Annotated in this window: 24 protein-coding genes; 9 read left to right on the plus strand and 15 right to left on the minus strand. The window is 65.4% G+C overall.

The annotated features are described in order from the left end of the window. Window positions 1-110: 110 nt before the first annotated feature. Genes HMP06_RS14500 through HMP06_RS14510 form a run of 3 tightly spaced genes read left to right on the plus strand, consistent with a single transcriptional unit; the run spans window position 111 to window position 2,156 of the window. Entirely contained in the window at window positions 111-701 is a 591-nt protein-coding gene (locus HMP06_RS14500) for an NADPH-dependent FMN reductase (RefSeq protein ID WP_176497712.1), read from the plus strand. After that, on the plus strand, window positions 694-1,845 hold the full coding sequence (locus HMP06_RS14505; RefSeq protein WP_176497713.1) for a molybdopterin-dependent oxidoreductase: 1,152 nt from the start codon (window positions 694-696) through the stop codon (window positions 1,843-1,845). Before HMP06_RS14500 ends, HMP06_RS14505 begins: the two co-directional genes overlap by 8 nt. Beyond that, window positions 1,842-2,156, plus strand: a complete 315-nt coding sequence (locus HMP06_RS14510) for a c-type cytochrome (protein ID WP_176497714.1) — start codon at window positions 1,842-1,844, stop codon at window positions 2,154-2,156. Before HMP06_RS14505 ends, HMP06_RS14510 begins: the two co-directional genes overlap by 4 nt. On the opposite strand, the gene HMP06_RS14515 is transcribed toward HMP06_RS14510, so the two are convergent. Both HMP06_RS14515 and HMP06_RS14520 read right to left on the minus strand, forming a co-directional pair. Next, entirely contained in the window at window positions 2,147-2,902 is a 756-nt protein-coding gene (locus tag HMP06_RS14515) for a sulfite exporter TauE/SafE family protein (protein ID WP_176497715.1), read from the minus strand. The two genes, HMP06_RS14510 and HMP06_RS14515, sit on opposite strands and share 10 nt — an antisense overlap. 210 nt (window positions 2,903-3,112) lie before the next feature. Then, window positions 3,113-3,733 (minus strand): TetR/AcrR family transcriptional regulator, encoded by a 621-nt coding sequence (locus tag HMP06_RS14520; RefSeq protein ID WP_176497716.1) that lies wholly within the window; start codon window positions 3,731-3,733, stop codon window positions 3,113-3,115. 83 nt (window positions 3,734-3,816) lie between these two features. On the opposite strand from HMP06_RS14520, the gene HMP06_RS14525 reads away from it, so the two are divergent. Beyond that, window positions 3,817-4,896 carry an aldo/keto reductase gene (locus HMP06_RS14525; protein ID WP_176497717.1) on the plus strand — a complete coding sequence of 360 codons (1,080 nt, stop codon included), beginning with the start codon at window positions 3,817-3,819 and terminating at the stop codon, window positions 4,894-4,896. A gap of 273 nt (window positions 4,897-5,169) precedes the next feature. On the opposite strand, the gene HMP06_RS14530 is transcribed toward HMP06_RS14525, so the two are convergent. Continuing rightward, window positions 5,170-6,522, minus strand: a complete 1,353-nt coding sequence (locus tag HMP06_RS14530; protein ID WP_176495742.1) for an IS1380 family transposase — start codon at window positions 6,520-6,522, stop codon at window positions 5,170-5,172. Window positions 6,523-6,809: 287 nt separating this feature from the next. Between HMP06_RS14530 and HMP06_RS14535 the strand changes: the two genes are divergently transcribed. After that, window positions 6,810-7,139 (plus strand): hypothetical protein, encoded by a 330-nt coding sequence (locus HMP06_RS14535; protein WP_176497718.1) that lies wholly within the window; start codon window positions 6,810-6,812, stop codon window positions 7,137-7,139. 200 nt (window positions 7,140-7,339) lie between these two features. Here the strand turns inward: HMP06_RS14535 and rlmN are convergent, their stop codons facing one another. From rlmN to HMP06_RS14550, 3 genes are read right to left on the minus strand one after another with little or no spacing between them, the layout of a single operon-like run. After that, window positions 7,340-8,545, minus strand: a complete 1,206-nt coding sequence (rlmN, locus tag HMP06_RS14540) for a 23S rRNA (adenine(2503)-C(2))-methyltransferase RlmN (RefSeq protein WP_232089710.1) — start codon at window positions 8,543-8,545, stop codon at window positions 7,340-7,342. A 48-nt stretch (window positions 8,546-8,593) separates the two neighbouring features. Beyond that, on the minus strand, window positions 8,594-9,085 hold the full coding sequence (locus HMP06_RS14545; RefSeq protein WP_176497719.1) for a hypothetical protein: 492 nt from the start codon (window positions 9,083-9,085) through the stop codon (window positions 8,594-8,596). After that, window positions 9,082-9,735, minus strand: a complete 654-nt coding sequence (locus HMP06_RS14550; RefSeq protein WP_176497720.1) for a histidine phosphatase family protein — start codon at window positions 9,733-9,735, stop codon at window positions 9,082-9,084. Before HMP06_RS14550 ends, HMP06_RS14545 begins: the two co-directional genes overlap by 4 nt. 136 nt (window positions 9,736-9,871) lie before the next feature. Between HMP06_RS14550 and HMP06_RS14555 the strand changes: the two genes are divergently transcribed. Next, window positions 9,872-10,546: an outer membrane protein gene (locus HMP06_RS14555; RefSeq protein ID WP_176497721.1), complete on the plus strand. Its 675-nt coding sequence runs from the start codon at window positions 9,872-9,874 to the stop codon at window positions 10,544-10,546. 252 nt (window positions 10,547-10,798) lie between these two features. Further along, window positions 10,799-11,926, plus strand: coding sequence for a DNA polymerase III subunit beta (gene dnaN, locus HMP06_RS14560; protein ID WP_176498570.1), 1,128 nt, complete (start codon window positions 10,799-10,801; stop codon window positions 11,924-11,926). 175 nt (window positions 11,927-12,101) lie between these two features. Here dnaN and HMP06_RS14565 read toward each other — a convergent pair whose 3' ends face one another. Then, the gene (locus HMP06_RS14565; protein ID WP_176497722.1) at window positions 12,102-13,076 is read right to left on the minus strand and encodes an agmatine deiminase family protein; all 975 of its coding nucleotides are present in this window, start codon (window positions 13,074-13,076) and stop codon (window positions 12,102-12,104) included. Further along, the gene (locus HMP06_RS14570) at window positions 13,076-14,758 is read right to left on the minus strand and encodes a M28 family metallopeptidase (protein ID WP_232089713.1); all 1,683 of its coding nucleotides are present in this window, start codon (window positions 14,756-14,758) and stop codon (window positions 13,076-13,078) included. Before HMP06_RS14570 ends, HMP06_RS14565 begins: the two co-directional genes overlap by 1 nt. Before the next feature lie 127 nt (window positions 14,759-14,885). On the opposite strand from HMP06_RS14570, the gene HMP06_RS14575 reads away from it, so the two are divergent. Further along, complete coding sequence (locus tag HMP06_RS14575) at window positions 14,886-16,871, plus strand: S9 family peptidase (RefSeq protein WP_176497723.1); 1,986 nt, start codon at window positions 14,886-14,888, stop codon at window positions 16,869-16,871. A 165-nt stretch (window positions 16,872-17,036) separates the two neighbouring features. Here the strand turns inward: HMP06_RS14575 and rpsD are convergent, their stop codons facing one another. Together rpsD and HMP06_RS14585 are read right to left on the minus strand one after the other, a co-directional pair. Further along, entirely contained in the window at window positions 17,037-17,651 is a 615-nt protein-coding gene (gene rpsD / locus HMP06_RS14580; protein ID WP_176497724.1) for a 30S ribosomal protein S4, read from the minus strand. A 115-nt stretch (window positions 17,652-17,766) separates the two neighbouring features. Further along, the gene (locus tag HMP06_RS14585; protein ID WP_176497725.1) at window positions 17,767-19,737 is read right to left on the minus strand and encodes an acyltransferase family protein; all 1,971 of its coding nucleotides are present in this window, start codon (window positions 19,735-19,737) and stop codon (window positions 17,767-17,769) included. Window positions 19,738-19,862: 125 nt separating this feature from the next. On the opposite strand from HMP06_RS14585, the gene HMP06_RS14590 reads away from it, so the two are divergent. Next, complete coding sequence (locus HMP06_RS14590; RefSeq protein WP_176498572.1) at window positions 19,863-20,165, plus strand: chorismate mutase; 303 nt, start codon at window positions 19,863-19,865, stop codon at window positions 20,163-20,165. 13 nt (window positions 20,166-20,178) lie between these two features. Here HMP06_RS14590 and HMP06_RS14595 read toward each other — a convergent pair whose 3' ends face one another. Genes HMP06_RS14595 through rpiB form a run of 5 tightly spaced genes read right to left on the minus strand, consistent with a single transcriptional unit; the run spans window position 20,179 to window position 23,414 of the window. Beyond that, window positions 20,179-20,910, minus strand: a complete 732-nt coding sequence (locus HMP06_RS14595; RefSeq protein ID WP_176498573.1) for an RNA methyltransferase — start codon at window positions 20,908-20,910, stop codon at window positions 20,179-20,181. A gap of 2 nt (window positions 20,911-20,912) precedes the next feature. Then, on the minus strand, window positions 20,913-21,389 hold the full coding sequence (gene nrdR, locus HMP06_RS14600; RefSeq protein WP_176497726.1) for a transcriptional regulator NrdR: 477 nt from the start codon (window positions 21,387-21,389) through the stop codon (window positions 20,913-20,915). A gap of 3 nt (window positions 21,390-21,392) precedes the next feature. Further along, entirely contained in the window at window positions 21,393-21,644 is a 252-nt protein-coding gene (locus HMP06_RS14605; RefSeq protein ID WP_176497727.1) for a hypothetical protein, read from the minus strand. Between the two features lies 1 nt (window position 21,645). Further along, on the minus strand, window positions 21,646-22,959 hold the full coding sequence (gene glyA / locus HMP06_RS14610) for a serine hydroxymethyltransferase (RefSeq protein WP_176497728.1): 1,314 nt from the start codon (window positions 22,957-22,959) through the stop codon (window positions 21,646-21,648). Then, the gene (gene rpiB / locus HMP06_RS14615) at window positions 22,956-23,414 is read right to left on the minus strand and encodes a ribose 5-phosphate isomerase B (RefSeq protein ID WP_176497729.1); all 459 of its coding nucleotides are present in this window, start codon (window positions 23,412-23,414) and stop codon (window positions 22,956-22,958) included. Before rpiB ends, glyA begins: the two co-directional genes overlap by 4 nt. Between the last annotated feature and the right edge of the window lie 67 nt (window positions 23,415-23,481).

Below are 23,481 nucleotides of genomic sequence, written 5' to 3' on the forward strand. Positions count from 1 at the left end.
AAGGTCGCACACACGCGATGCGTGCGACTTGGCGATTGAGCCGCGCCGCCGCCCCGGCTATCGCACCCCGATCCGGCCGCCGTGCCACCCTTCTTTCGAAAGCCCGTGCGATGGCCACGTTTTCTCCTTCCCTCCCGCTTGTCGTCGGTATCGGCGGGACGATCGGCGGCGTATCCTCGACCGAACGCGCGCTGGCGATCGCGCTCGATGCGGCGGGGCGCGAGGGGTTCCGCACGCGGATGTTCGGGGGCGCCGACATGGCGCGCCTGCCGCTCTACGATCCCAAGGCGACGACGCGCACCGCCGACGAGCGCGATTTCGTCGACACCGTGCGGCAGGCCTCGGCGCTGATCATCGCATCGCCGGGCTATCACGGCAGCATTTCGGGCGTGGTCAAGAATGCGCTCGACCTGCTCGAGGAAACCGCGCGAGACGAGAACCGGCCGTATCTGGCGGATATGCCGGTCGGGCTGATCGCCACGGCCTACGGTTGGCAAGCGACCGGCAGCACGATCGCGGCGCTGCGCTCGATCGTCCACGCGCTGCGCGGGTGGCCGACGCCGTTTGCGGCGGCGGTCAATTCGCAGGTGACGAAGTTCGACGAGGCGGGCGGGGCGAATGATCCCGCCGTTGTTGCGCAATTGCAGATGGTCGGACAGCAAGTCGCGCGGTTTGCGCCGCTGGCGATCCAGCATGGGTGAGGGGTTCGATCGGCGTACTGCGCTCGCGATGGGGGTGGGCGCGCTGGCGAGCACGCCGCTGTGGGCGCAACTGGGCAGGCCGGCGCTGAGCGACGCGTTTCCCGGCAAACGCGGGATGATCCTGCAGCGCACGCGTGCACCTTTGCTGGAAATGCCGATCGACGCGTTCGACGGGGCGCTGACCGATTCGCCGTTCACGCCCAACGATCGCTTCTTCGTCCGCTGGCATTATGACGACATCCCGTTGTCGGTCGATGTCGGCAGCTTCCGGCTGAAAGTCGGCGGCGCGGTAAAGCGGTCGTTGTCGCTGAGCCTCGCGGACATCCAGGCGCTGCCGCAAGTCGAGATCGCGGCGGTCAACCAATGCTCTGGGAATTCACGTGGCCTTTTCGGCCCGCGCGTGCCCGGCGCGCAATGGGGCAATGGCGCGATGGGTAATGCGTTGTGGACCGGCGTGCGGCTGCGCGACCTTATCGAGCGGGCGGGCGTCGCGCCAGGGGCGGTGCAAGTGCGCTTTTCGGGGCTCGATAATCCGCCAGGGGCCGCGCCCGATTTCGCCAAGGCGCTGAACCTCGACCGCGCGATGGCCGACGACACGATCGTTGCTTACGGGATGAACGGCACGCAGCTCCCGCTGCTCAACGGCTTCCCGCTGCGGCTGATCGTGCCGGGCTGGTTCTCAACCTATTGGGTCAAGGCGCTCGACACGATCGAGGTGCTGACCACGCCCGACACCGGATATTGGATGGAAAAGGCGTACCGCGTGCCGACCGCGCCGCGTGCCACGGTGGTGCCGGGGGCGAAGGACTTCCCGACCGCGCCGATCGGGCGGATGATCCCGCGTGCCTTCTTTACGCGCGCCGACGCGACGGCGGTGCGCGGCGTCGCACTGGGCGGGGATGCGGGCGTTGCCAAGGTCGACTGGTCGATCGATGCAGGGAAGAGCTGGCAGGCCGCCGAGCTCGGGCCCGATCACGGCGCGTTCAGCTTCCGCCGTTGGGCCGCTACCTTGCCGGCCGGATCGCATACCGTCGCGGTGCGCGCGACCAATGCGAAGGGCGAGACGCAAGGCACCGATCCGATCTGGAACCCCGGTGGTTACATGCGCAACACGATCGAGACGGCGAAGGTGACGGTCGCATGAAGACGCTTCCGATCGCCGTTCTGGTCCTGCTCGCCGCGTGCCATCCGGCGGCGGAGAGCCCTAAGAAGATCACGCTCACCTCGCAGACGATCGCGCTTCCGGTCGAGACCGCGACGCTCCCGGCGGAGATCCTGACGGTCAATTGCGCCGCGTGCCATTCGCCCGAGATGATCCTCAGCCAGCCCAAGCTCAAGCCCGAGCAATGGCAGGCCGAGGTGACCAAGATGCGCGGGGCCTATAAAGCGAGCATCGACGAGAAGGACGATGCGGCGATCGTGGCGGCGCTCCTGGATCTGCCCAATCAGAAATAGGCGCGCCAGAAGAACACACCCGTCGTCACCGCCGTCACCAGCAAGGTCCAGCCGCGTACCAGTCCGGGCGACAGCCGCTTGCCGATATGCGCCCCAGCCCAGCCGCCGACGATTCCGCCAGCCAGCATCGGCAGGCACGCCGCCCAGCGCACCAGACCGACCGCAATGAAGACGAACGCGGCGGCGAGATTGGCGATCGCGAGCATCAAGGTGCGCGGCGCGAACAAAGCGCGGGGGGAAACGCCGGCGAGCAGACCGTAGATCGCGGTGGTCATCAACCCGACACCGCCGCCGAAATAGCCGCCATAGATGCCAAGGCACCCCTGCGCGACGATCAGCGTGCGCGGGCCGATCGCGACGCGCTGCTTTAAGGCATCGGCTGCGCGTTTGCCGAAGGCGATGACGATGAAGGCGAAGAGCAGCAACCACGGGATGACGAGGTCGAACACATGGCTGGGCGTCGCGGCGAGCAGCAGGCTGCCGCCCAACCCGCCGACGAAGGTGATCGCGCTGAGCAGCGGCACGCTCACCCCGCCGACCGGCCCAAGCTCATCGCGAAACGCCCAGGCACTGGTCGCCGCTCCTGGGAGCAGCGCGACGTTCGAGGTGGCGTTGGCGGTGTTCGCGGGCAGGCCGAGTGCGATCAGCGCGGGTAACGTCGCAAAAGTGCCACCCCCGGCGAGCGCGTTCATCGCCCCGCCGAGTACGCCTGCGGCGGCGGGGAGGAGCAGGGCGGTGGCGTTCATCGCGCTGCCCTTACCTCGGTGGCGCGGCGATGGCGACGGCGTTCGCGTCCGCCCGTAAAGTCACACTGAGTCGCACCAACGCGCATCCTTCGCCGCCGGTCCGAATAATTGGTCTGCGCGAGCACGTCAGACGCATTGAGCAGCGGATCGACGATTGGAAAGAGCCGGTCCACGATTGCACTTTCGATCGGCTGTAGGACACCGGCAAATTCAGCGCATTGGCCATGCTGCCAGCGCAGCGGTGCCGATCGACAATAGGGTGGCGCGGGATGCACCGTCGCGGGCGAGGACCGACATGCCCTGGATCACGGCCATCACCAGCCCGGCCAAGGCGGCGGGATCGGTGTCCTGAGGGAGTGCGCCGCCCGCCATGTCGCGTTCGATCCGGGCAGCGAGATGGCGCGCGATTCCGGTCCGAATGTCGGCGACGGCGCGCTGGACGGCGGCGGAATCGGGGGAGCCGCTGGCGGTGGCGCTGGCCAGCAGACAGCCTTTGGGGGTCGCGTCGCCGGTATAGGCGATGGCGGCGCCGGTCAGCAGGTCGCGCGCGGCGTCATAGGCGGTGGCCGCGCTGGCGATCCGGTCGGCCATTGCTTGCGGGTCGCCCGCGTAGCGCTGCACCGCTTCGAGGAAAAGCCGCTGCTTGTCGCCGAATGCGGTGTAGAGGCTCGGTGCGGTGACGCCCATCGCGGCGGTCAGATCGGCGATCGAGGTGGTTTCATAGCCGTGCCGCCAGAAGGCGAACATCGCTTGTTCCAGCGCGGCGTCGCGGTCGAACGAGCGCGGGCGGCCGGTCTTGCGGGGCGCGGGGGTCGTGTCGGGGGATTTCATAGTGATCGTTCCGAAATGCCTTGACCTGCGAACGCGGATGATAGCAGGAGTTTCGTAACGAACGCTAGGAAAGTCTCGTCCCCATGTCGCTCACCGATTTTCGCACGCTTGGCCGGTCGGGCCTCGTCGTCAGCCCGCTTGCGCTTGGCACGATGACCTTTGGCCCCGGCGGCTGGAACGCCGATGACGGCACGGCGCGCGCGATCTTCGATGCGTATCGCGCGGCGGGCGGGAATTTCATCGACACTGCCGACATCTATTCGGGCGGGGAGAGCGAGCGGCTGATCGGGCACTTCCTCAAGGACAGCGGGTCGCGCGACGAGATCGTGCTGTCGACCAAGTTCGGCTTCAACGGTTCGGCCAACCCGCTGAGCGCGACGCAGACCGGCGGCGGCAATCCCAATGCCGGGGGTGCGGGGGCCAAGAACATCCACCGCGCGCTCGACGCGTCGCTCAAACGGCTCGGGACCGATCATATCGATCTGTACTGGATGCATATCTGGGACGGGGTGACCCCGGCGGCGGAGATCGTCCAGACGCTCGGCGACCTCGTCCGGAGCGGCAAGATCCGCTATTATGCGCTGTCGGACATGCCCGCCTGGCTGGCGATGCAGGCCGCGACGATCGCGCGCGAGCGTGGCGTGCCGGGGCCGATCGCGCTGCAGCTCGAATATTCGCTCGTCGCGCGCGATGTCGAGGCCGAGCATTTCCCCGCAGCGCGCGAAGCCGGGATGGCGGTGGTGCCGTGGAGCCCGCTTGGCGGGGGTTTCCTGACCGGCAAATATGCGCGGGGTGACACTGCGGATAGCGGTCGGCTGAGCGGGCCGAACCCGTTCGGCGACAGCAAGTTTGTCGATCGCAATTGGGGTATCTTGGAGGTGCTGAAGGCGGTGGCGGATGAAATCGGGCGATCACCTGCCGAGGTGGCGCTCGCCTGGGTGATGGCGCGCAAGGGGGTCGACGCGACGCTGATCGGCGCGCGGACGGTGGCGCAACTCGAGAGCAACATCGCGGCGACGACGATCGCCTTGAGCGACGATCAGATGCAGCGGCTTGATACGGTGAGCGCGCCGGTGCCGGGGTTCACTGCGTCGCTTGCGCATCCGGGCGTCCGGCGGATGGTGTTCGGCGGGCACAGCGTCGCCGGGTGGGGTGAGCGCTAAATCCGGACGACGTCAGCCCGCAACCTGCGCACTGGCCTGTCCGCTTGCGCCCACTTGCGGAGGTTCGAACATGCGACCATCCTGCCTTTATGGATCGTAGAAGCCTCTTAGCCTGATCTATTCACCGGCAGCGTTTCTCAGCCGATGGGTCAGCGCAGGCGTCGTGTAGCCGCAGGCAGGGCGCATGGGTCCCAAGCGCCTGTCTCATCGCGGGTTCACAGTTTGGGGCGGAGTTGATGGGCGGGGTTCGTTTGGCGGCCACTGCCGCATCGATCATGGTCCCGTGGTGCGCAAGTTGAGCGCGATGGATCGGAACAGCGCGGCATCGGGACAGGCGCTTGCGAAGGCGATGCGGATGCGGCTGGTGGTTTCGACGACGCGCGCGGCGACCTTGAGCAGCCGCAGGCGGATGGTCGCGAACTCGGCGGTGCGGAGCGTGGCGGTTGCGGGCATAGCGTGCCGCACGGCCCACATCAGCCAGTAGGCGGCGGTGTGAAGGATGAGCCGCATCTGATTGGCGTTGGCCGAGCAGCAGGAGGTTCGGTCGCTCTTCAGCTGCGTTTTATGCAGCTTGATCAAGTTTTCCGCCTGGCCGCGGGCGCAGTAAAGCGTGTCATAGATCCGTTCAGCGCTGCCCTCGGCAAGCGAGGTGACAACGAGGCGGATGTCGAGGCCGAGGCTGCTCGCCTCGATGCGAGCAACGACGCGACGTTCGGTATTCCCCCAGGTTTTCGCAGCGTAGCGCGTCTCTGCGTAACGCCTTAGTTCGACCAGTCCCTGCAATGCCCGGTCGGTCGCGCAGGCATCGCCTTCCCGAACGATGACGGGATCGGCGTGGAGCGTGCGGTTGCCGGGCAGCCCGAAGATGTAGTCGATTCCGTTCGCCTCGCACCAGGCCATCGGCTCTGGCCGACCGTAATGACCATCGCCGCGCAGCGTGATCCGGGTATCGGGCCAGTGGCGACGGATACGTCGCACGAGCCGGCGAACATGGCCGGCGACTTCCTTGCCCGACGGCGTTTTGCCGGTGCGCAGCAGCATCGCAACCGGCCGCCCGGTAGCGGTGTCGTAGACATGGATCGGCAGGAAGCAGCGCTCGCCGTAGTGGCCGTTCCAGAAAGAGAGCTGCTGCGCGCCGTGTACGACGTCGACGGTATCATCGATGTCGAGCGTCACCGCCGCAGGTGGCACGGGGTAGCTCGCGCAATAAAGGTCGACCAGCGTACCGGTCAGACGGATCAACTCGCGCGTAGTCGGCGCGTTTTCCCACCGGCTCATCGTCGGCTGGCTGGCCAGCCCGAACGGATCACCCGGCAGTTTGCCGAGCGCCAGCTTGAACCCTGGATCATGCCGCAGGGCGTCGAGATCATTGGCGTCTTCATACCCACACGAGATCGCGAGCATGCGGGCGCGCAAGATGTCGGCGACCCGGTGGATCACCCGACCCTGATCGCGCGGATCAGCGATGCAGGCGGCGAGCCGATCCGCGATCCCCAACCGCCGCTCGGCCTGTGCGAGCAGTAGCACGCCGCCGTCCGACGTCAGCCGACCGCCGTCGAACGCGGCGGTGATTTTTCGACCACGAATGGCTGGGAAGGTGAAGGAGAACCCACTATCGTCGGCCATGGCGGTCGTGGCACTTTCTGTCTGGAGCAGAGGGATGGCGTAAGCACCCTTTCTCTACTCCAAACCAAAGACTTAGACCACGATCGCCACCACCGATTATCGCTCCCGATGAATAATCCGGGTTAGGATTAGCGGCAGCTCTTACCGCAACGCCAGCGGCGGCTCGGAATTTCGCTCTCAAGTCGCCCCGCTCTTCCGGTCTGGAAAATCAGCAAGTTCAACGACTATTCGAAGCCTGGTGGCAGCGTGACGAAATCCGATTTCGCGAGATATTCTTTAAAAGACTGATGAACGACGGCTCCCCTATGAAGCGGGATATTGCGGACGAAATTTCTCGATCTGACCCGCTACCCGCGTCCACATTCGACATCTTTTTCAAAATGTTTCTAGACGAGCGCAAAATCCGAAAAATTGTGTTGTTGGTAAACACCGATGGGGGAGTTTTTGCCGCTTGCTCCGAACACAATTTTGAGACCGATCCCAACGCAGAGACTGGTGTCCCGGATCTTCATCTATTTTTGATCACGATGTCAGGTCTGAACGTCCGGTCGGTGATGCATCTTACAACAGTTGCGACGCCCGAACCGAGCAAGTTTGGCATCTGGTCTGGCAATTGACCGCTAAGTTCGCTTTCACCACCTTCGGAAGTTTGCCCTATGCGGAAAGCCGCTGTTTATGCGGTCACGATGCCCGCGTAATCCGTTCGCCCTGAGCCTGTCGAAGGGCACCTCTCCGAACGCGATCGGCTCGCCTGCTGCGAAGCGGCTTCGACAGGTTCAGCCTCAACGGCGTTGTGATCGCCGGTCCTCAAGCAACCTTACACCGACGCCGCCAGCTTCGCTTCCTGCCGGTCCAACTCCGCCCGTGAGACCTTCTCGCTCGCCGTCTTCAACTGCCCGCACGCCGCATCGATGTCGCGCCCGCGCGGGGTGCGGACCGGCGCTGAAATCCCGGCGTCGAACACGATGTTCGAGAAGCTCTTGATCCGCTCCGGCGTCGAACATTCGTACGGCGCGCCGGGCCAGGGGTTGAACGGGATGAGGTTCACCTTGGCGGGCAGATCGAATTTGCGCAGCAACCGCACCAGCTCGCGCGCGTCGGCGTCGCTGTCGTTCTTGTCCTTGAGCATGACATATTCGAAGGTGATGCGCCGGGCGTTGTTGGCGCCGGGATAATCGGCGCACGCCTGCAGCAATTCCTCGATGCCGTATTTCTTGTTGATCGGCACGAGCTCGTCGCGGACTTCCTTGGTCACGGCGTGGAGCGATATCGCGAGGTTGACCGAAATCTCCTCGCCCGCGCGCGCGATCAAGGGCACGATCCCGCTGGTCGACAGCGTGATGCGGCGGCGCGACAGGCCGATGCCGTCGCCATCCATCACGATCTTCATCGCATCGCGGACATTGTCGAAATTGTAGAGCGGCTCGCCCATCCCCATCAGCACGATGTTGGTGAGCATACGGCCCTCGGGCTGGCTCGGCCATTCGCCCAGCGCATCGCGCGCGAGCATCACCTGGCCGACGATTTCCGACGGCTCGAGATTGCGCACCAGCCGCATCGTGCCGGTGTGGCAGAAGCTGCAATTGAGCGTGCAGCCGACCTGGCTCGAGATGCACAGCGTGCCGCGGTCGGCATCGGGGATGAACACCATCTCATAATCATTGCCGTCATCGGTGCGCAGCAGCCATTTGCGCGTGCCGTCGGTGGAGACTTGCGCCTCGACGACTTGCGGGCGGCTGATCGTGAAGCGCTGTTCCAGCCACGGCTGCATCGTCTTCGATATATCGGTCATCAGCGCGAAATCGGTGACGCCGCGATTGTAGATCCAGTGCCAGAGCTGTTTCGCGCGCAGTTTCGCCTGTTTGGGGTCGAGCTGCGAGGTTTCGAGCGCCATGCGCAGATCGGCCTTGGTCAGGCCGAGCAGATCGATCCGCCCGTCGCTGCGCGGGGTGAGCGCGCGGGGGACGGGAACGGGGTCGATATGGCCGGGAATGGCCATGAGGGTCGTCGCGGAGTTGGGCATGAGGGTGATGTAGTCGAAATCGGCGGACTTTTCCAGACGGGCGCACGTCTAGCGCCCCACACACCCCAACGCCGCCGCATCGATCGCCGTCGCCGCACCACGCAGGGCATAGACGTCTGCGAAGGGCGCGCCCGTCTTGGCCAGGGTTTCGACGCTCATGCTGCGGCTCGAGCGGATCGCGGCGACGATCGCGCTATCGGTGCGGGCGTCGGCTGCCCAGGCGTCGGCGTTCCCCGCGACCAGGTCGAAGCGCCGCTCGCCGACCGAGAGCGTGACGCGCGACTGCGGGTTGCGTTCGCGGCTGAGGCGGATGTGGAGCTGGCCGCGCACACCCCCCACGCCTTTGCGCCCGGGCCAGGTCGAGACGCTGGCAAAGGGCCGCCAGCGCGAGGCGCCACCCGATTGCGCGGGCTGGGCGATCGCATAGCAATGCAGCGGGGCGGGATCGGTAAAGGCGCCCCAGCGATCGAAGACGCCGAGCGATTCGCGTGCCAGCGCAGGGGTGGCGAGCAGCGCCAGGAACAGTACCGCTCCCTTCATGCAGGCGCGTGTCCCGTGCCGCGGTGGACGATCCGCTCGACCCCGCGCTCGATCAGCACGACCGACCCTTGCGGCAGGCCGGTCGCGGCGGGGGTACCGTAACCGGGGATATCGGGCGCGCCGGTCATCACGCCGCGCAGCACGCGGCTGGAAATGCCGTGCATGATGACGAGCCGGTCGGTCGCGCCATGATCTGTATCCGCCAGCCAGCCGGACACGCGCGCGGCGATTTCGGGGTAGCGTTCGCCATCGGGGGCGGGGAAGAGCAGCCCGAGGTCGCGATCGATCACCTTTTCGCCCGCCTCGGCGAGCGCGGCATAATAAGCGCCACCCCAGCGCCCCATGCCGATTTCGACCAGCCGCGAATCGGTTTGGGCGGCGTGCCAGTCGAGTTCGAGGTGTTCGGCGATGATTCCGAGCGTCTGCAACGCGCGGCCGGTGGGGGAGGCCCACAGCGTCAGCGCCGGCTTCGCCCCCAATTTTTCGCGCAAGGCCCGGCCCATCTCATCGGCCTGCGCGAAACCAGCGCGGGTGAGGGGGGTGTGAATATGGTCGCCCTGCAGCCGTCCGGCCGCATTGAAGACCGTTTCGCCATGCCGCGCGATGTAATCGCGGCCCTGGCGTGGCGGCATTGCGGCGTTGGTTTCCATGGCCCGCCTTTCAACCCCGTGTGGCGCAAAAGCAACGCTTTTCCTTGTTGTCTGAGGTTCATGAAACTCTCGTCCGCACCACCTATTTGAGCAGTCCCACCAGGGATCGGTGGGTTGTACCAATGGAGTTACCAGAATGCGTAAGCTTACCCTCACCGCCGCAGCCACGCTCGGCCTCGCGCTTGCTGCCCCTGCCTTTGCGCAAGACGCGCCGCCGCCGTCGCGCGACGACCGCGCCTTCACCGGCCCGCGCGTCGGCGTCATCCTCGGCTATGACAAGCTGCAGCCCGGCCGTGGTCCGAATTCCGACATCAGCAGCGACCGCAAAGCAGACGGCCTGACCTATGGCGGCGACTTCGGCTATGACGTCGCGGTCAACCGCTTCGTGATCGGTGCCGAAGGCGAAGTCACCGGGTCGACCGGCGATGTCAGCAACCGTCCGGCCAGTGCTGCAGCACTCGGTTATGGCGCGGTCAAGCAGGGCCGTGATCTCTATGCCGGTGCGCGCATCGGTTATGTCGTCGCCCCCTCGACGATGATTTATGCCAAGGGCGGCTACACCAACGCCCGGCTCGATCTGACCGCGAATGACGGCACAACCACGACCGGCCGTCACTACAATCTCGACGGCTACCGCGTCGGTGCCGGTGTCGAGCAGAAGATCGGCCGCACGACCTATGCCAAGCTCGAATATCGTTATTCGAACTACGGCAATGCGCGGCTTGAATATGCCAATGGCGCGAACACCAACAATTTCAGCGTCGATACCGACCGGCATCAGGTCGTCGCTGGCGTAGGCGTTCGATTCTAGGACCTGACGGTCGCGCGGTGCCGGCCCGCTCCCCCTCCCGGCCACCCACAGCGTATCCTGAATGGGTGGTCGGGCGGGGGAGCGGGCCGGCACCTCGCTCAAATGGGCCAAACCTCCCGTTCGCGGGCGTAAATCGGGGGTCGGAGCGCTTGCTCCGGCCCCTTTTATGTTTAAGGAATGAGACACGGCGAATTGCCTCCGGTGCGCGTGGCGCTGCCGGAGAAACTAAGGGCGGCGGCCCGGGGGAACGACATGAAGGCGACGATCGAACGCGCGACTCTGTTGAAGGGATTGAGCCACGTCCAGTCGGTGGTCGAGCGGCGCAACACGATCCCGATCCTGTCCAACGTCCTGATCGAGGCGACGGCGGAGGGTGGCCTGAAGCTGATGGCGACCGATCTCGATCTGCAGATCAACGAGACGATCGCGGCGGCCGTCGATCAGCCCGGCGCGACGACGGTTTCGGCGCACACGCTGTTCGACATTTGTCGCAAGCTGCCCGAGGGGAGCCAGGTCAGCCTGGCCGCCGCAGACGGCAAGATGACGATCATGGCGGGGCGCGCGAAGTTCCAGCTTGGCACGCTGCCGCGCGATGATTTCCCGGTGATCGCCGAGGGCGAGCTGCCGGTCAGCTTCGAGCTGCCGGCCGAGACGCTGAAGCAGATCATCGACAAGACGCGCTTCGCCATCTCAACGGAAGAAACGCGATATTATCTGAACGGCATCTTCTGGCATGTGTCGGACGATGGCGGCGCGAACGGAGCGGGGCCGGTGCTCAAGGCGGCGGCCACCGACGGCCACCGTCTCGCCCGTATCACGCTGCCGCGCCCCGATGGCGCGGAGGGGATGCCTGACGTGATTATCCCGCGCAAATGCATCGCGGAATTGCGCAAATTGCTCGACGAGATCGACGGTTCGGTCGGGGTGTCGCTGTCGGCGACTAAGATCCGTTTCGATCTGGGCCAGGCGCTGCTGACCTCCAAGCTGATCGACGGCACCTTCCCCGATTACAGCCGCGTCATTCCGACCGGCAATGACAAGATCCTCAAGATCGATCCGCGCAGCTTCGAGGAAGGCGTCGACCGCGTCTCGACGATTGCGACCGAGAAGACGCGCGCGGTGAAGATGGCGCTCGATCGTGACAAGATCATCCTGTCGGTGACCAGCCCCGAAAACGGCACGGCGGCCGAAGAAGTGCCGGGCGAATATACCGCGCTCGGCTTCGAAATCGGCTTCAACAGCCGTTATCTGCTCGACATTCTTGGGCAATTGCACGGCGACACGATCGAGGTCCACCTCGCCGACGCCGCCGCGCCGACGCTGATCCGCGAGAATGACAAATCGGCGGCGCTGTACGTGCTGATGCCGATGCGGGTGTAGCGCCTGCGTCCCTATCCCAGTTCGCCCCGAGCCTGTCGAAGGGCTGCTCTCCGTCAGAGCGCGGTGTGCTTGAGGCACGCACCCCTTCGACAGGCTCAGGGCCAACGGGAAGGGTGCTGGTTTCTCGACTTCGCTCGAAACGAACGGGTTGGGGTGATGCTCTGGTCCCCGGCCCTTACGCCGGGATTTGCTGCGAGATGCAGTGGAAGCTGCCGCCGCCGGTGAGGATAGCGTCCGCGCGCAGGCCGACCGCAATGCGGTCCGGGAAGAGCCCCTGCACCGCCGCCACGGCCACATCGTCATTGGGCGCGCCGTAGAGCGGGACCACCACCGCGGCATTGCCGATGTAGAAGTTCATATAGCTCGCCGGCACGATCTCCTCGTCACGCAGCACGCGGCCGGGCGAGGGGATGCGAACTACCGCGAGCCCCTCGACCGCACCGGCGGCCTGTGCGGCGCGTTGGTAAACCATCCAATTGGGGTCGTTTTCGGCCGCCTCCGGGATCGCCAGCACGCCGGGCGCGACGAAACGCGCGAGATTGTCGACATGGCCGTCGGTATGGTCGTGCATCAGCCCGTCGCCCAGCCATAGCACAGCCCCGAAGCCGAGATCGTCGTGCAGCCGCCGTTCGATCTCCGCCTTCGACAGTGCGGGATTGCGGTTTGGGTTGAGCAGACATTGCTCGGTCGTGACGACGAGGCCGGTGCCGTCGCCGTCGAGTGCGCCGCCTTCGAGAATCCAGTCGCAGCTTTCGACGTGTAGCCGTTTGCGGCGCGCTAGCCGCAGGCCGATATCGTCGTCGCCGGGCAGATCATATTTCCCGCCCCAGCCGTTGAAGCCGAAATCGCGCGCGCTGCCGTCGGACAGCAGGATCGGGCCGGTGTCGCGCAGCCAGATGTCGCCGAACGGCTCGACCACGACATCGGCGACATCGCCTGCCATGCGCTTCGCCGCTTTGGCCGCTTCCTCATCCGCGGCGACCAGAATGACGCGCTCGCCGCGCCCATCGGCGTGGACCGCGCGGGCAAACGCGGTGACTTCGTCGCGCGCCGGTTCGAGATCGTCCTCCCACAGTTCGGGATGGCTCGGGAAACCGATCCACACTGCCTTATGCGGTGCCCATTCGGCGGGGGGGAGGGGGCGGGTCATCACTTCGTCCTGGCGTGTGGGGTGTCGCGGTCACGAATGGCGCGGAACTCGGCAGTCTTGTACCAGTTCGGCCAGGCCAAGCCATCCGCAAGCGCGCGTCCCAGCCCGTAATAGAGCTGCAGATCCTCGACCGCGCCGGACCAATCCCACGCCGGATTATATTCGTCCTGCGGCTTATGGTAGCGATTCTCGATGTAATCGAGCGTGGCCGCATGCCCCGCAGCTTCCCCGCCGACGCGCAAATCCTCGCCCGATTCGCCGTAGAACATCGGCACGCCGAGCTTTGCGAACATGAAATGGTCCGAGCGGAAATAGCTGCCGCGTTCGGGGTTGGGCTCGGGCTTCACGACGCGGCCTTGCGCGGCGACGAGCTTCGCCATCATGTCCTCGAGCTCGGACTTGCCAGCCCCCGTCACCACGAAATCCTTCGCGCGGCCGATGGTGTTGAGCCCGTCCATGTTCACGCCGCCGACGGTGGTCGCCATTGGGTAGATCGGATGCTCCGCGTAGAAACGCGAGCCGAGTAGGCCGCATTCCTCGCACGTCACCGACATGAACACCTGGCTGCGCCGTGCCGGTCCCGCCTTCACGTTCGCCTCGGCCAGCGCGATCAGGCCGGCGGTGCCGCTCGCATTGTCGAGCGCGCCGTTACAAATGTCGTCGCCCTTCACCGGGGTGCAGCGACCGAGATGGTCCCAATGCGCGGTGTAGAAGACGTATTCCTTAGGCTTGGTCTTGCCCGGCAGGATGCCGATCACATTCTTCGACGCCTGGCGCTTGATCGTGTTGCTGAAGCTGACCGACGCCGTCACGCCGAGCGGTACGGCCTTGAAGCCCTTGACCTTGGCACCGGCACTCAGCGCGTCGAAATCCTGTCCGGCGCTGGCGAACAACGCCTTGGCCTTGGCAAGCTGGATCCAGCCGATCGCGTCGCTTTGATCGGCATGGTCGCCTTTCTCGTCGAGCTCGAGCTGTGGCCCGGTGTTGCTCGACTGGACCACGCCCCAGCCATAGGCCGCAGGCTCGGCATCGTGGACGATGATCGCGGCGGCCGCACCCTGCCGCGCGGCTTCCTCATATTTATAGGTCCAGCGGCCGTAATAGGTCATCGCCTTGCCCTCGAACAGGCCGGTCCGCGCAGGGCTTTGCCAGTCGGGATCGTTGACCAGGATGAGGACGGTCTTGCCCTTCACATCGACCCCGGCATAATCGTTCCAGCCGCGTTCGGGGGCATTGATGCCGTAGCCGACGAAGACGACCGGGCTGTCCTTCAGCGCGATCGTCGGCGTGACGCGGTAGCTCTTGACCACGACATCGTCGCGATACGCCAGGCTGAGCGGCGTCTTGCCGCCTGCGATCGCCATCGGCGACACGTTTTCAGCCGTCATTTCGACCAGCGGTACGTCCTGAAACCAGCCGCCGCCCGGCCCGCCTGGATTGCCGGGCTTGAGCCCCGCCGCCTTGAAGCGCTGGACGAGATATTCGGTGGTTTTCTTTTCGGCCGGGGAAACCGGCTTGCGCCCTTCATAGGCGTTGGAGGAAAGGGTCTTGGTGACGTCCTTCAAGGTCTGCACCGAAATGGCGGGGGTTGAAGCGGCGCCCTTGGCAGCGCGCGGCGGAGCGGCCTGCGCCGACGTGGCGGTCAGTACGGCGCCAAAGGCAATCATTCGGAAGATAGTCATCGGCACGCGTGCTCCCCTGAATCGCTCCGCCCGTAGTGGCAGCGGCGGGCGAGACGCGCAACGGGGTGCTGACCTTGCGGCGTGGCGCGATCCAGCTATCATCCCGGTCTTGGGGGAAAAATTCACGATGAAGCACCGCTGTCTCAAAGCTGCCTTCCTGCTAGTCGCCGCCGCGCCGGTCCATGCGGCGAGCGACGCCGCAAAGCGTTTTGGCGCCCGCGAAGCGATCCAGCAGATCGGCCTGTCGCCAGACGGCAAGCGGATCGTAGTGCTGATGGCGGATTCCAAGCGCGGCGTTCAGGCTGTGATCTATACAGTCGACGCGTCGACGCCGCCGGTGAGCCTGATTTCCTCTACCGGCGAGAAGGAGCAACTCGATTATTGCCAATGGGCAAGCAACGATCGGCTGATTTGCGGTTTAAGTTTCACCCAGGGCCGCGTGCGCGACATGGTTGGATTTGACCGGCTGGTTACGATCAGCGTGGACGGCAAGAGTGCGAAGGTGTTGAGCGCGGCTCCGTCCGCCAACGCGCTCGGCGTGATGCAGGACGGCGGCCGCATCATCGATTGGCAAGGGGATGCCAGCGGCAGTGCAGTGCTGATGACGCGCCAATATGTACCGTCGGTATCGACCGGCAGCCATATCGACGGTTCGAGCGAAGGTTTGGGGGTCGAACGTGTCGACCCTGTGACGCTGCGGCGTGTCCCCGTCGAAAAGCCACGGGAGACCGCCCAGGAATATATCACCGACGGCAAAGGCCGCGTGCGCGTGATGGGGCTGCGGCCCACCACCGGCACCGGGTATAGCGGCTCGAAAATTCTCTATCAGTATCGCAAGGTCGATTCGAACACGTGGTTGCCGCTCAGCGTCGTGGGCGGCGACGCGCAGACCTCTAGCGGGTTCGACCCCTATGCCGTCGATCCCACGCTGAACGTGGCGTACGGGCTCGATGCCCAGGACGGTAGAACCGCCTTGTTCAAGATCGCGCTCGATGGCAGCCTCAAACGTGATCTGGTTTTCGCCCGGCCCGATGTCGATGTCGCCGGTCTGATCAAGATCGGGCGGCAAAGGCGTGTGGTCGGCGTCAGTTATGTCACCGATCGTCGCCAGGCCGAATTCTTCGATCCGGAATTGAAGAAACTGGGTGCGGGCCTTGCCAAGGCGCTTCCGCAGCGCCCGCTGGTGCAATTCGTCGATGCCACTGCCGATGAATCGAAGCTGATGCTGTGGACGGGCAGCGACATCGATCCCGGCGAATATATGCTGTTCGACAAGCAGACTCGGCAGTTGGGCAGCTTGCTGCGGGTCCGCCCGCCGCTCGATGGAATGACGCTCGCGCCGGTCAAGGCGGTGACCTTCCCGGCTGCCGACGGCACCGCGATTCCCGCCTATCTTACGCTGCCGCCGGGCAAGCCGGCCGCCAATCTTCCCGCGATCGTGATGCCGCACGGCGGCCCGGGGGATCGGGACGAATGGGGCTTCGACTGGCTCGTCCAATTCTTTGCTGCGCGTGGCTACGCCGTCCTGCAGCCCAATTATCGTGGCTCCACCGGTTACGGCGAAAGCTGGTTCAAGCAAAATGGCTTCAAATCGTGGCGCACCGCGATCGGCGACGTCAATGATGGCGGGCGCTGGCTGGTGAAGCAGGGCATCGCCGCGCCGGACACGCTGGCGATCGTCGGCTGGTCCTATGGTGGGTATGCGGCGCTGCAATCGGCCGTCCTTGATCCGAAATTGTTCAAAGCGATCGTGGCGATCGCCCCGGTGACCGACCTCGAAGCGCTGCGCCAGGAACATGCCGACTATACCGATTTCAAACTGGTCGATGCCTTTATCGGCAAGGGGCCGCATGTCTTCCAGGGATCGCCCGCCCAAAATGCCGGGCGGATCACCGCGCCAGTATTGATGTTTCATGGAGACATGGATCAGAACGTCGGCATCGATGAATCACGCATGATGGCGAACCGTTTGCGCAATGCCGGGAAATCGGTCGAGCTGGTCGAATTCAAGGGGCTGGCGCACCAGCTCGACGATAGCGAGGCGCGCACGACGCTGCTCGATCGCAGCGACAGCTTCCTCCGGGAGAAGATGGGCATGCCGCCGCTGCCGTGACCCGGATGCACGATGGCGTGACACGAAAAGGGCGGCTCCTTGCGGGGCCGCCCTTTTGTTTTTTCGGATCGGTTTGCGTCGCGGCGAAGCCGCGTCGTCGGACGGGGCGCTGCCCCGCCGGCCGCTCGCGTTGGTGTCCGGATTAGCGTGCGCTAATCCGCGTCATCACCGCGAGTAGAATTCCACAACGAGATTCGGTTCCATCTTCACCGGATAGGGCACTTCGTCGAGCGCCGGAACGCGCGTGAAGGTGACCTTCGCGGCGCCGTCTGGCGCGACATAGTCGGGGATTTCGCGCTCGGCGAGGCTCTGCGCCTCCATCACCAGCGCCATTTCCTTGGCCTTGTCGCCCAGCGTGATCTCGTCACCGACGAAGCAGCGGCGCGAGGCGATGTTGCACTTCACGCCGTTGACGCGGACGTGGCCGTGGCTGACGAGCTGTCGCGCGGCCCATACGGTCGGCGCGAACTTGGCGCGATAGACGATCATGTCGAGACGCTGCTCGAGCAAGCCGATCAAATTCTGGCCGGTGTCGCCCTTCATGCGCGCGGCTTCGGTGTAGCAAGCGCGGAACTGCTTCTCGGTCACGTCGCCATAATAGCCCTTGAGCTTCTGCTTGGCGCGCAGCTGAATGCCGAAATCGCTGACCTTGCCCTTGCGGCGCTGGCCGTGCTGGCCGGGGCCATATTCGCGCTTGTTGACGGGCGATTTGGGGCGGCCCCAAATGTTCTCGCCCATGCGGCGATCGAGCTTGTACTTTGCGGATGAACGCTTCGACATCAGTAATTCCTAAGGCAAATGCTTCGTGACAAGACCGCACGGCTGAAAGCCGCAGGATCGATACCCGGTATCGCTCTGTCTGAATCCGTCGAAAGATCAGGGCAGGGCCACCGCTTCACCGGGGTGCGGGGCCAATTGCGAAGGCGGGCGGGTAGCGGGGGCGGACCCTTGAGTCAAGATCGGGGGCGGGAAGCAACGGCCGCAGCCGCGGCATCACGATCGTGCGGACGATAAAATCGGCCCCTTCCAGTGTCGGATGCTGGGTCTGCTCTTGCACCATCGCGCCACCGGCCAGGCGGGTGAGGCATCGATCGCCCCGACACAAGGCGTCGGCCTGGGAGATCACCGTCGCATCGACCCCGCGCATTTGCCGCTTGAGCGCGGCGTCCTGTGCGCGGAAGATCCAGTCGATCGAGCCGTCGGCGATCCAGAGCGGTCCCGCCGTCACGCCGGTCCAGTGCCGCCGGACGATCGCGCGCGGCGGTGCGCTGGTCCACATGATCGCCGGGCCCAGGATTACGACCTGAGCGACGCCCATGCGGTGGAGTCGCGCGGTGAGCGCGGGCAAATGATGCTGGTCCTGATCCTTGCGCATCACGATCAGCACGACATGCGGCCGCAGCCGCGCAATCGCAGCCAGCGCATAGGCGGTCGCGCGACCGCACAGCGGTGTACTCGGCACCGCGTCCAGCCCAGGCATGCATCCGGCCGAGGTGACGCGATCTAGCGGGATCCTCGCCGGAATGTGGGCGCGGAGCGCGGGGTAAAGCGCGCCCGCATGCGAATCGCCCCACAGGAACACGCCGCCCGACGGACCCGCGGTACACGCCGCCGGGATCGCTTCGCCGCCGGTAAGCCGCTGCTGCTCGAAACGGTCGCACACCCGCCAATAGGTGACGCGAGGCCCAAAAAACACTTCGGCATTGTGTCTGACGAAGCGGTCGCGCAGCGCCAGATCGGCAGCGCGCCCCGGCACCATTCCGTGCAGTGCCAGGACCGCGACGGCGATCACGAGTCCAAGGAGGACTGCGGCGCCAAGGGCGGCTGGTGTTATCACCGAACGCATCAGCGCGCTGCGGAGGCGGTTTTCGAGCAGGAAATAGGAGCCGATGCTAAGCGGGATCAACGCAGCGAGCGTCACGATGCTCGGCAGGACGGTCTGCGTCTGGCCCAGGAAATAAAGCAGGGTGAGCGCGGGCCAGTGCCACATGTACAGCGAGTAGGAGATCGCGCCGATGCCCTGGACGGCGCGCCCGCGCAGCAATGGCAGCGGGCGGTTGGCGTACAGGACGGCAAGCGTGCCGAGCGTCGGCAGCAAGGCAAGCCAGCCGGGCCATTGCGCCTCCGGCTGGATCAGCACGATGCCCGCCACTATCACCCCGTGCCCGATTACGGTGGCGGCCAGCGCCACGCGGCGCGGCAGCGTGAGCGGGTAAAGCCAGATCAGGGCACCCAGCAGCAATTCCCACAGCCGTGCCGGCAGCAGGAAGAAGGCGATGTCGGGCCGCTGAACGGACAGGACGAGCGATGCTGCGAAGCCCGCCACGAAACTGGCCAGCACGACCGCGCGGCGGTGCCGTGGCGCGCACCGCCATACGCCGAGCAGAAATAGCGGGAAGAGCAAATAGAATTGCCACTCCACCGCCAGGCTCCACGTGTGCAGCAGCCATTCGTCATGCGCATTCGGGCTGAAATAGCCGATCCGGTGGCGCCAATAGAGCAGGTTCGAGACGAACCCCAGGCTCGCCAGGATTTCGCGTGCCAGCGTCGCATATTCGCTGGGCAACAGCACGCACCAGCCGAGCGCCAGCAGCGTTACGCACACCGCCAGCAGCACTGGCACGATCCGGGTCGCGCGCATCGCGTAGAAGCGGCGGAGCGAGAAGCGGCCTTCGTCGAGTCCGGTGACGATGATCTGCGTCATCAGGAACCCCGACAGGACGAAGAACACGTCGACCCCGACAAAACCACCGGAAACCCAAGTCGGGAAAAAATGCCCGCCGATTACCGCACTTACCGCGATCGCGCGCAGCGCGGCGATGTCGGCGCGAAACGTGGCGCGTGCTGGTACTGCGGTATCGCTCACGCAAAATCCCCCTGTCGGCGGATGTGCGCGGCGCAGCACGGACGAGTCAATATTGCGCAGGCGCTGCCGCGCAGCAGGCGGGCTCCGGCTGGACAGGCGCGCCGTGCGTCGCCAAGAGCGTCGTCATGGACGACATTCTTCCCGGCCCCGATTGCAAGACGATGGCGGAGGTCCGCACCGGCGTCGACCACGTCGATCGGGCGCTGATCGCGCTGCTTGCGCGGCGCTTTGCCTATATGGATGCCGCCGCGCGCATCAAGCCCGAGCGTGGCGCGGTCCGCGACGAAGCGCGCAAGGCGCAAGTCATCGCCAATGCGTGCGCCGAAGCCCGCGCGGCGGGCGTGCCGGAAGATGCAGTCGCCGAGCTGTGGGAGCGGCTGGTCGAAGCGTCGATCGCCTATGAACTGGCGGCGTTCGACCGGCGCTGAATCTCTCCGGAGGCTAAGGCCGTCGCGGCTGTTTTCCTGCCAGCGCGCTCAAGACGCCGCGCATCGTCCGCACTTCCTGCGCCGACCAGCCGGGTTTCGTCAGCAAGGTCCGCAATGTCCGCCGGGTGACAGGCGTGCGCGCGGGCGGGAAGAAGAAGTCCGATTGGACCAGCATCGCGTCGAGCTGCGCGATCATGCCGTCAAGCTCCTCCTGCGGGGCGGGCGGAGGGAGATCGGTCTCGGGCGGTTGCGCCAGGCCCATGCCTTTGGACCATTCGTACGCCACGAGAATCACCGCCTGCGCCAGATTGATCGAGCCGAATTCGGGGTTGATCGGCACGGTGATGATCGTGCGGGCGAGCGCGACATCGTCGGTCTCCAGCCCCGATCGCTCAGGCCCGAACAGGATGGCGGAGCGCCCCGGACCGGTGTGGATCGCGGTGGCGGCGGCGTCGGGCGTCACGACCGGCTTGGTCACGCCGCGCTTGCGCACCGTGGTGGCATAGACATGTGCGCAATCGGCAACGGCTTCGGCCACGGTTTCAAACACTTGTGCGCGTTTGAGTACGATGTCTGCACCGGAGGCGGCAGGGCCGGCGCTCGGGTTGGGCCAGCCATCGCGCGGGGCGACAAGGCGCAGCTCGACCAGCCCGAAATTAAGCATCGCGCGCGCCGCCTTGCCGATATTCTCGCCCAGTTGCGGGCGGACCAGGACGATGACGGGGGGTGGCGTTGCGGGGGGCATACTCACCCGCCGCCGACCTCGTTGTGCGCCACCTCGCTCACCGAGCCCGCGAATTCCTCGAAATCGCGGGCTTCGGTGAAATCCTTATAAACGCTGGCGAAGCGGATATAGGCGACCGAATCGAGGCCCTTCAGCCCCTCCATCACCATTTCGCCGATCTTGCCCGATCGCACTTCGCTCTCGCCCTGCGTTTCCAATTGCCGTTGGATGCCCGAGACGAGCTTTTCCAGCCGCACCGGATCGATCGGGCGCTTGCGCGCCGCGATCGAGACCGAGCGCAACAGCTTTTCGCGGTCGAACGCCTCGCGTTTGTCCTCGCTTTTCAGCACGGTCAGTTCGCGCAACTGGATGCGCTCGAACGTGGTGAAACGCGCGGCGCAGCCTTCGCATTGCCGCCGCCGCCGGATTGCGCCAGCATCCTCGGTCGGCCGCGAATCCTTTACCTGACTGTCTTCATGGCCGCAAAAGGGACATCGCATCGGCTATTTGTTCATCTTTCGAAACGCGGCATAGCCCGCGCCGACCAGCGCGCCGGTCAGGATCGAGAAGGGCAGGATGATCGCCGCTAGCGCGCCGACCGCGGCCCCGCCAACGAGCTTGTTGCCATTTTCGCCGCCGATCGCCTTCGACGTGACATCGACTGCGCTGTCGAGCGCCTCGACCACATCTTCGCCGATCGCGCGGACGGTGGCTTCGAAATTGATCTTCGGTTTGTCGTCTGGCTGCTCGGTCATGTCATGCCTCCGGATAGATGGGGAAACGGTGACATAGCAGACTAACACGCTCCCGTACAGCGGCTTCAACCTCGGGGTCGCCCTGCTCGCCTTTCTGGCGCAATCCGTCGAGCACGTCGGCGACCATATTGCCGATCTCGCGGAATTCGGCGGGGCCGAAACCGCGCGTCGTACCGGCCGGCGTGCCGACGCGGATGCCGCTGGTCTTGGTCGGCGGGAGCGGATCGCCGGGAATGCCGTTCTTGTTGCAGGTGATCCCGGCGCGCTCGAGCGCTTCGTCGGCATCCTTGCCGGTCACGCCGAGCGGAGTCAGATCGACCAGCGCCAGGTGCGTGTCGGTCCCGCCCGAGACGATGTTGCAGCCGCGCTCCTTCAGCGTCGCGGCGAGCACCTTGGCGTTTTCCATCACTGCCGCGATATAGCTCTTATAGCCAGGCTGGAGCGCCTCGCCGAAGGCGATGGCCTTGGCGGCGATGACGTGCATCAGCGGGCCGCCCTGCAGCCCCGGGAAGACCGCCGAGTTGAGCTTCTTGCCCAGCGCCTCGTCGTCGCTCAGGATCATGCCGCCGCGTGGGCCGCGCAGCGTCTTGTGCGTGGTGGTCGTCGCGATGTGCGCGTGCGGGAAGGGCGAGGGGTGGAGCTTGGCCGCGACCAGCCCGGCGAAATGCGCCATGTCGACCAGGAAATAGGCGCCGACCTCATCCGCGATCGCGCGGAACTTCGCGAAATCGATCTGGCGCGGATAGGCCGATCCGCCCGCAATGATCAGCTTCGGCTTATGTTCGCGCGCCAGCGTGGCGACTTCGTCGAAATCGATCAGGTGCGTCACCGGATCGACGCCGTACTGGATCGCGTTGAACCATTTGCCCGACATCGCCGCGCGCGCGCCGTGGGTAAGGTGGCCACCGGCGTCGAGGCTCATACCGAGGATCGTCTCACCCGGCTTGACCAGAGCGAGCATGACCGCGCCGTTCGCCTGCGCGCCCGAATGCGGCTGGACGTTGGCATAGGCGCAGCCGAACAGTTCGCGCGCCCGGTCGATCGCGAGCTGCTCGACCGCGTCCGAGGGGTGGCAGCCCTGATAGTAACGCTTGCCGGGATAGCCCTCGGCATATTTGTTGGTGAAGACCGAGCCCTGTGCCTCGAGCACCGCCTTCGACACGATGTTTTCAGACGCGATCAGCTCAATCTGCGTCTGTTCGCGCTTCAGTTCGTCGCGGACGCCGCCGAACACGGCGGGATCGGCCTCGGCCAGGCCGCGCGTGAAGAAGCCGTCGGGCTGCAGATCGTGCAGCGTGGTCGGATTGGTGCTCATGCCGGTTCCTTCGCAAGCGGGAGAGAGGGCGCGCCGAGTTTGTCGACGCGGGATTGATGACGGCCGCCGGCGAAGGCGGTGGTCAGAAAAGCGGTGATGCAGGCCTTGGCCATGTCCTCGCCGATCAGCCGTGCGCCGAGCGCCACGACATTGGCATCGTTATGTTCGCGCGCCAGCGCCGCCGAGAGCGGTTCGGACACGAGCGCACAGCGCACCGCCGGGTGACGATTGACCGCGATCGAAATGCCGATGCCCGATCCGCACAAGGCGATTCCGCGCTCCGCATCGCCGCGCGCCACGGCTTCGGCGAGCTTGAACCCGAAATCGGGATAATCGACGCGCGCATCGCTATCGGGGCCGAGATCAAGCATTGCATGGCCTTGCTCGGCCAGCCACGCGGCAAGCGTCGTCTTCAGCGCGAAGGCGGCATGATCGGAGGCGATAGCGATGCGCAAGGTCGGCGCGGTCCCAAATCGGTTGAGCGGATGCGCAGCCTTTAGCCAAGCGCTGCCGGGATTGCCA

This window comes from Sphingomonas sp. HMP6 (assembly GCF_013374095.1).
Lineage (GTDB): Bacteria > Pseudomonadota > Alphaproteobacteria > Sphingomonadales > Sphingomonadaceae > Sphingomonas.

Coding starts and splice junctions, on each gene's coding strand:
- HMP06_RS14500 (WP_176497712.1), top strand. CDS start 111: ATGGCCACGTTTTCTCCTTCCCTCCCGCTTGTCGTCGGTATCGGCGGG.
- HMP06_RS14505 (WP_176497713.1), top strand. CDS start 694: ATGGGTGAGGGGTTCGATCGGCGTACTGCGCTCGCGATGGGGGTGGGC.
- HMP06_RS14510 (WP_176497714.1), top strand. CDS start 1,842: ATGAAGACGCTTCCGATCGCCGTTCTGGTCCTGCTCGCCGCGTGCCAT.
- HMP06_RS14515 (WP_176497715.1), bottom strand. CDS start 2,902: ATGAACGCCACCGCCCTGCTCCTCCCCGCCGCCGCAGGCGTACTCGGC.
- HMP06_RS14520 (WP_176497716.1), bottom strand. CDS start 3,733: ATGAAATCCCCCGACACGACCCCCGCGCCCCGCAAGACCGGCCGCCCG.
- HMP06_RS14525 (WP_176497717.1), top strand. CDS start 3,817: ATGTCGCTCACCGATTTTCGCACGCTTGGCCGGTCGGGCCTCGTCGTC.
- HMP06_RS14530 (WP_176495742.1), bottom strand. CDS start 6,522: ATGGCCGACGATAGTGGGTTCTCCTTCACCTTCCCAGCCATTCGTGGT.
- HMP06_RS14535 (WP_176497718.1), top strand. CDS start 6,810: ATGAACGACGGCTCCCCTATGAAGCGGGATATTGCGGACGAAATTTCT.
- rlmN (WP_232089710.1), bottom strand. CDS start 8,545: ATGCCCAACTCCGCGACGACCCTCATGGCCATTCCCGGCCATATCGAC.
- HMP06_RS14545 (WP_176497719.1), bottom strand. CDS start 9,085: ATGAAGGGAGCGGTACTGTTCCTGGCGCTGCTCGCCACCCCTGCGCTG.
- HMP06_RS14550 (WP_176497720.1), bottom strand. CDS start 9,735: ATGGAAACCAACGCCGCAATGCCGCCACGCCAGGGCCGCGATTACATC.
- HMP06_RS14555 (WP_176497721.1), top strand. CDS start 9,872: ATGCGTAAGCTTACCCTCACCGCCGCAGCCACGCTCGGCCTCGCGCTT.
- dnaN (WP_176498570.1), top strand. CDS start 10,799: ATGAAGGCGACGATCGAACGCGCGACTCTGTTGAAGGGATTGAGCCAC.
- HMP06_RS14565 (WP_176497722.1), bottom strand. CDS start 13,076: ATGACCCGCCCCCTCCCCCCCGCCGAATGGGCACCGCATAAGGCAGTG.
- HMP06_RS14570 (WP_232089713.1), bottom strand. CDS start 14,758: ATGACTATCTTCCGAATGATTGCCTTTGGCGCCGTACTGACCGCCACG.
- HMP06_RS14575 (WP_176497723.1), top strand. CDS start 14,886: ATGAAGCACCGCTGTCTCAAAGCTGCCTTCCTGCTAGTCGCCGCCGCG.
- rpsD (WP_176497724.1), bottom strand. CDS start 17,651: ATGTCGAAGCGTTCATCCGCAAAGTACAAGCTCGATCGCCGCATGGGC.
- HMP06_RS14590 (WP_176498572.1), top strand. CDS start 19,863: ATGGACGACATTCTTCCCGGCCCCGATTGCAAGACGATGGCGGAGGTC.
- HMP06_RS14595 (WP_176498573.1), bottom strand. CDS start 20,910: ATGCCCCCCGCAACGCCACCCCCCGTCATCGTCCTGGTCCGCCCGCAA.
- nrdR (WP_176497726.1), bottom strand. CDS start 21,389: ATGCGATGTCCCTTTTGCGGCCATGAAGACAGTCAGGTAAAGGATTCG.
- HMP06_RS14605 (WP_176497727.1), bottom strand. CDS start 21,644: ATGACCGAGCAGCCAGACGACAAACCGAAGATCAATTTCGAAGCCACC.
- glyA (WP_176497728.1), bottom strand. CDS start 22,959: ATGAGCACCAATCCGACCACGCTGCACGATCTGCAGCCCGACGGCTTC.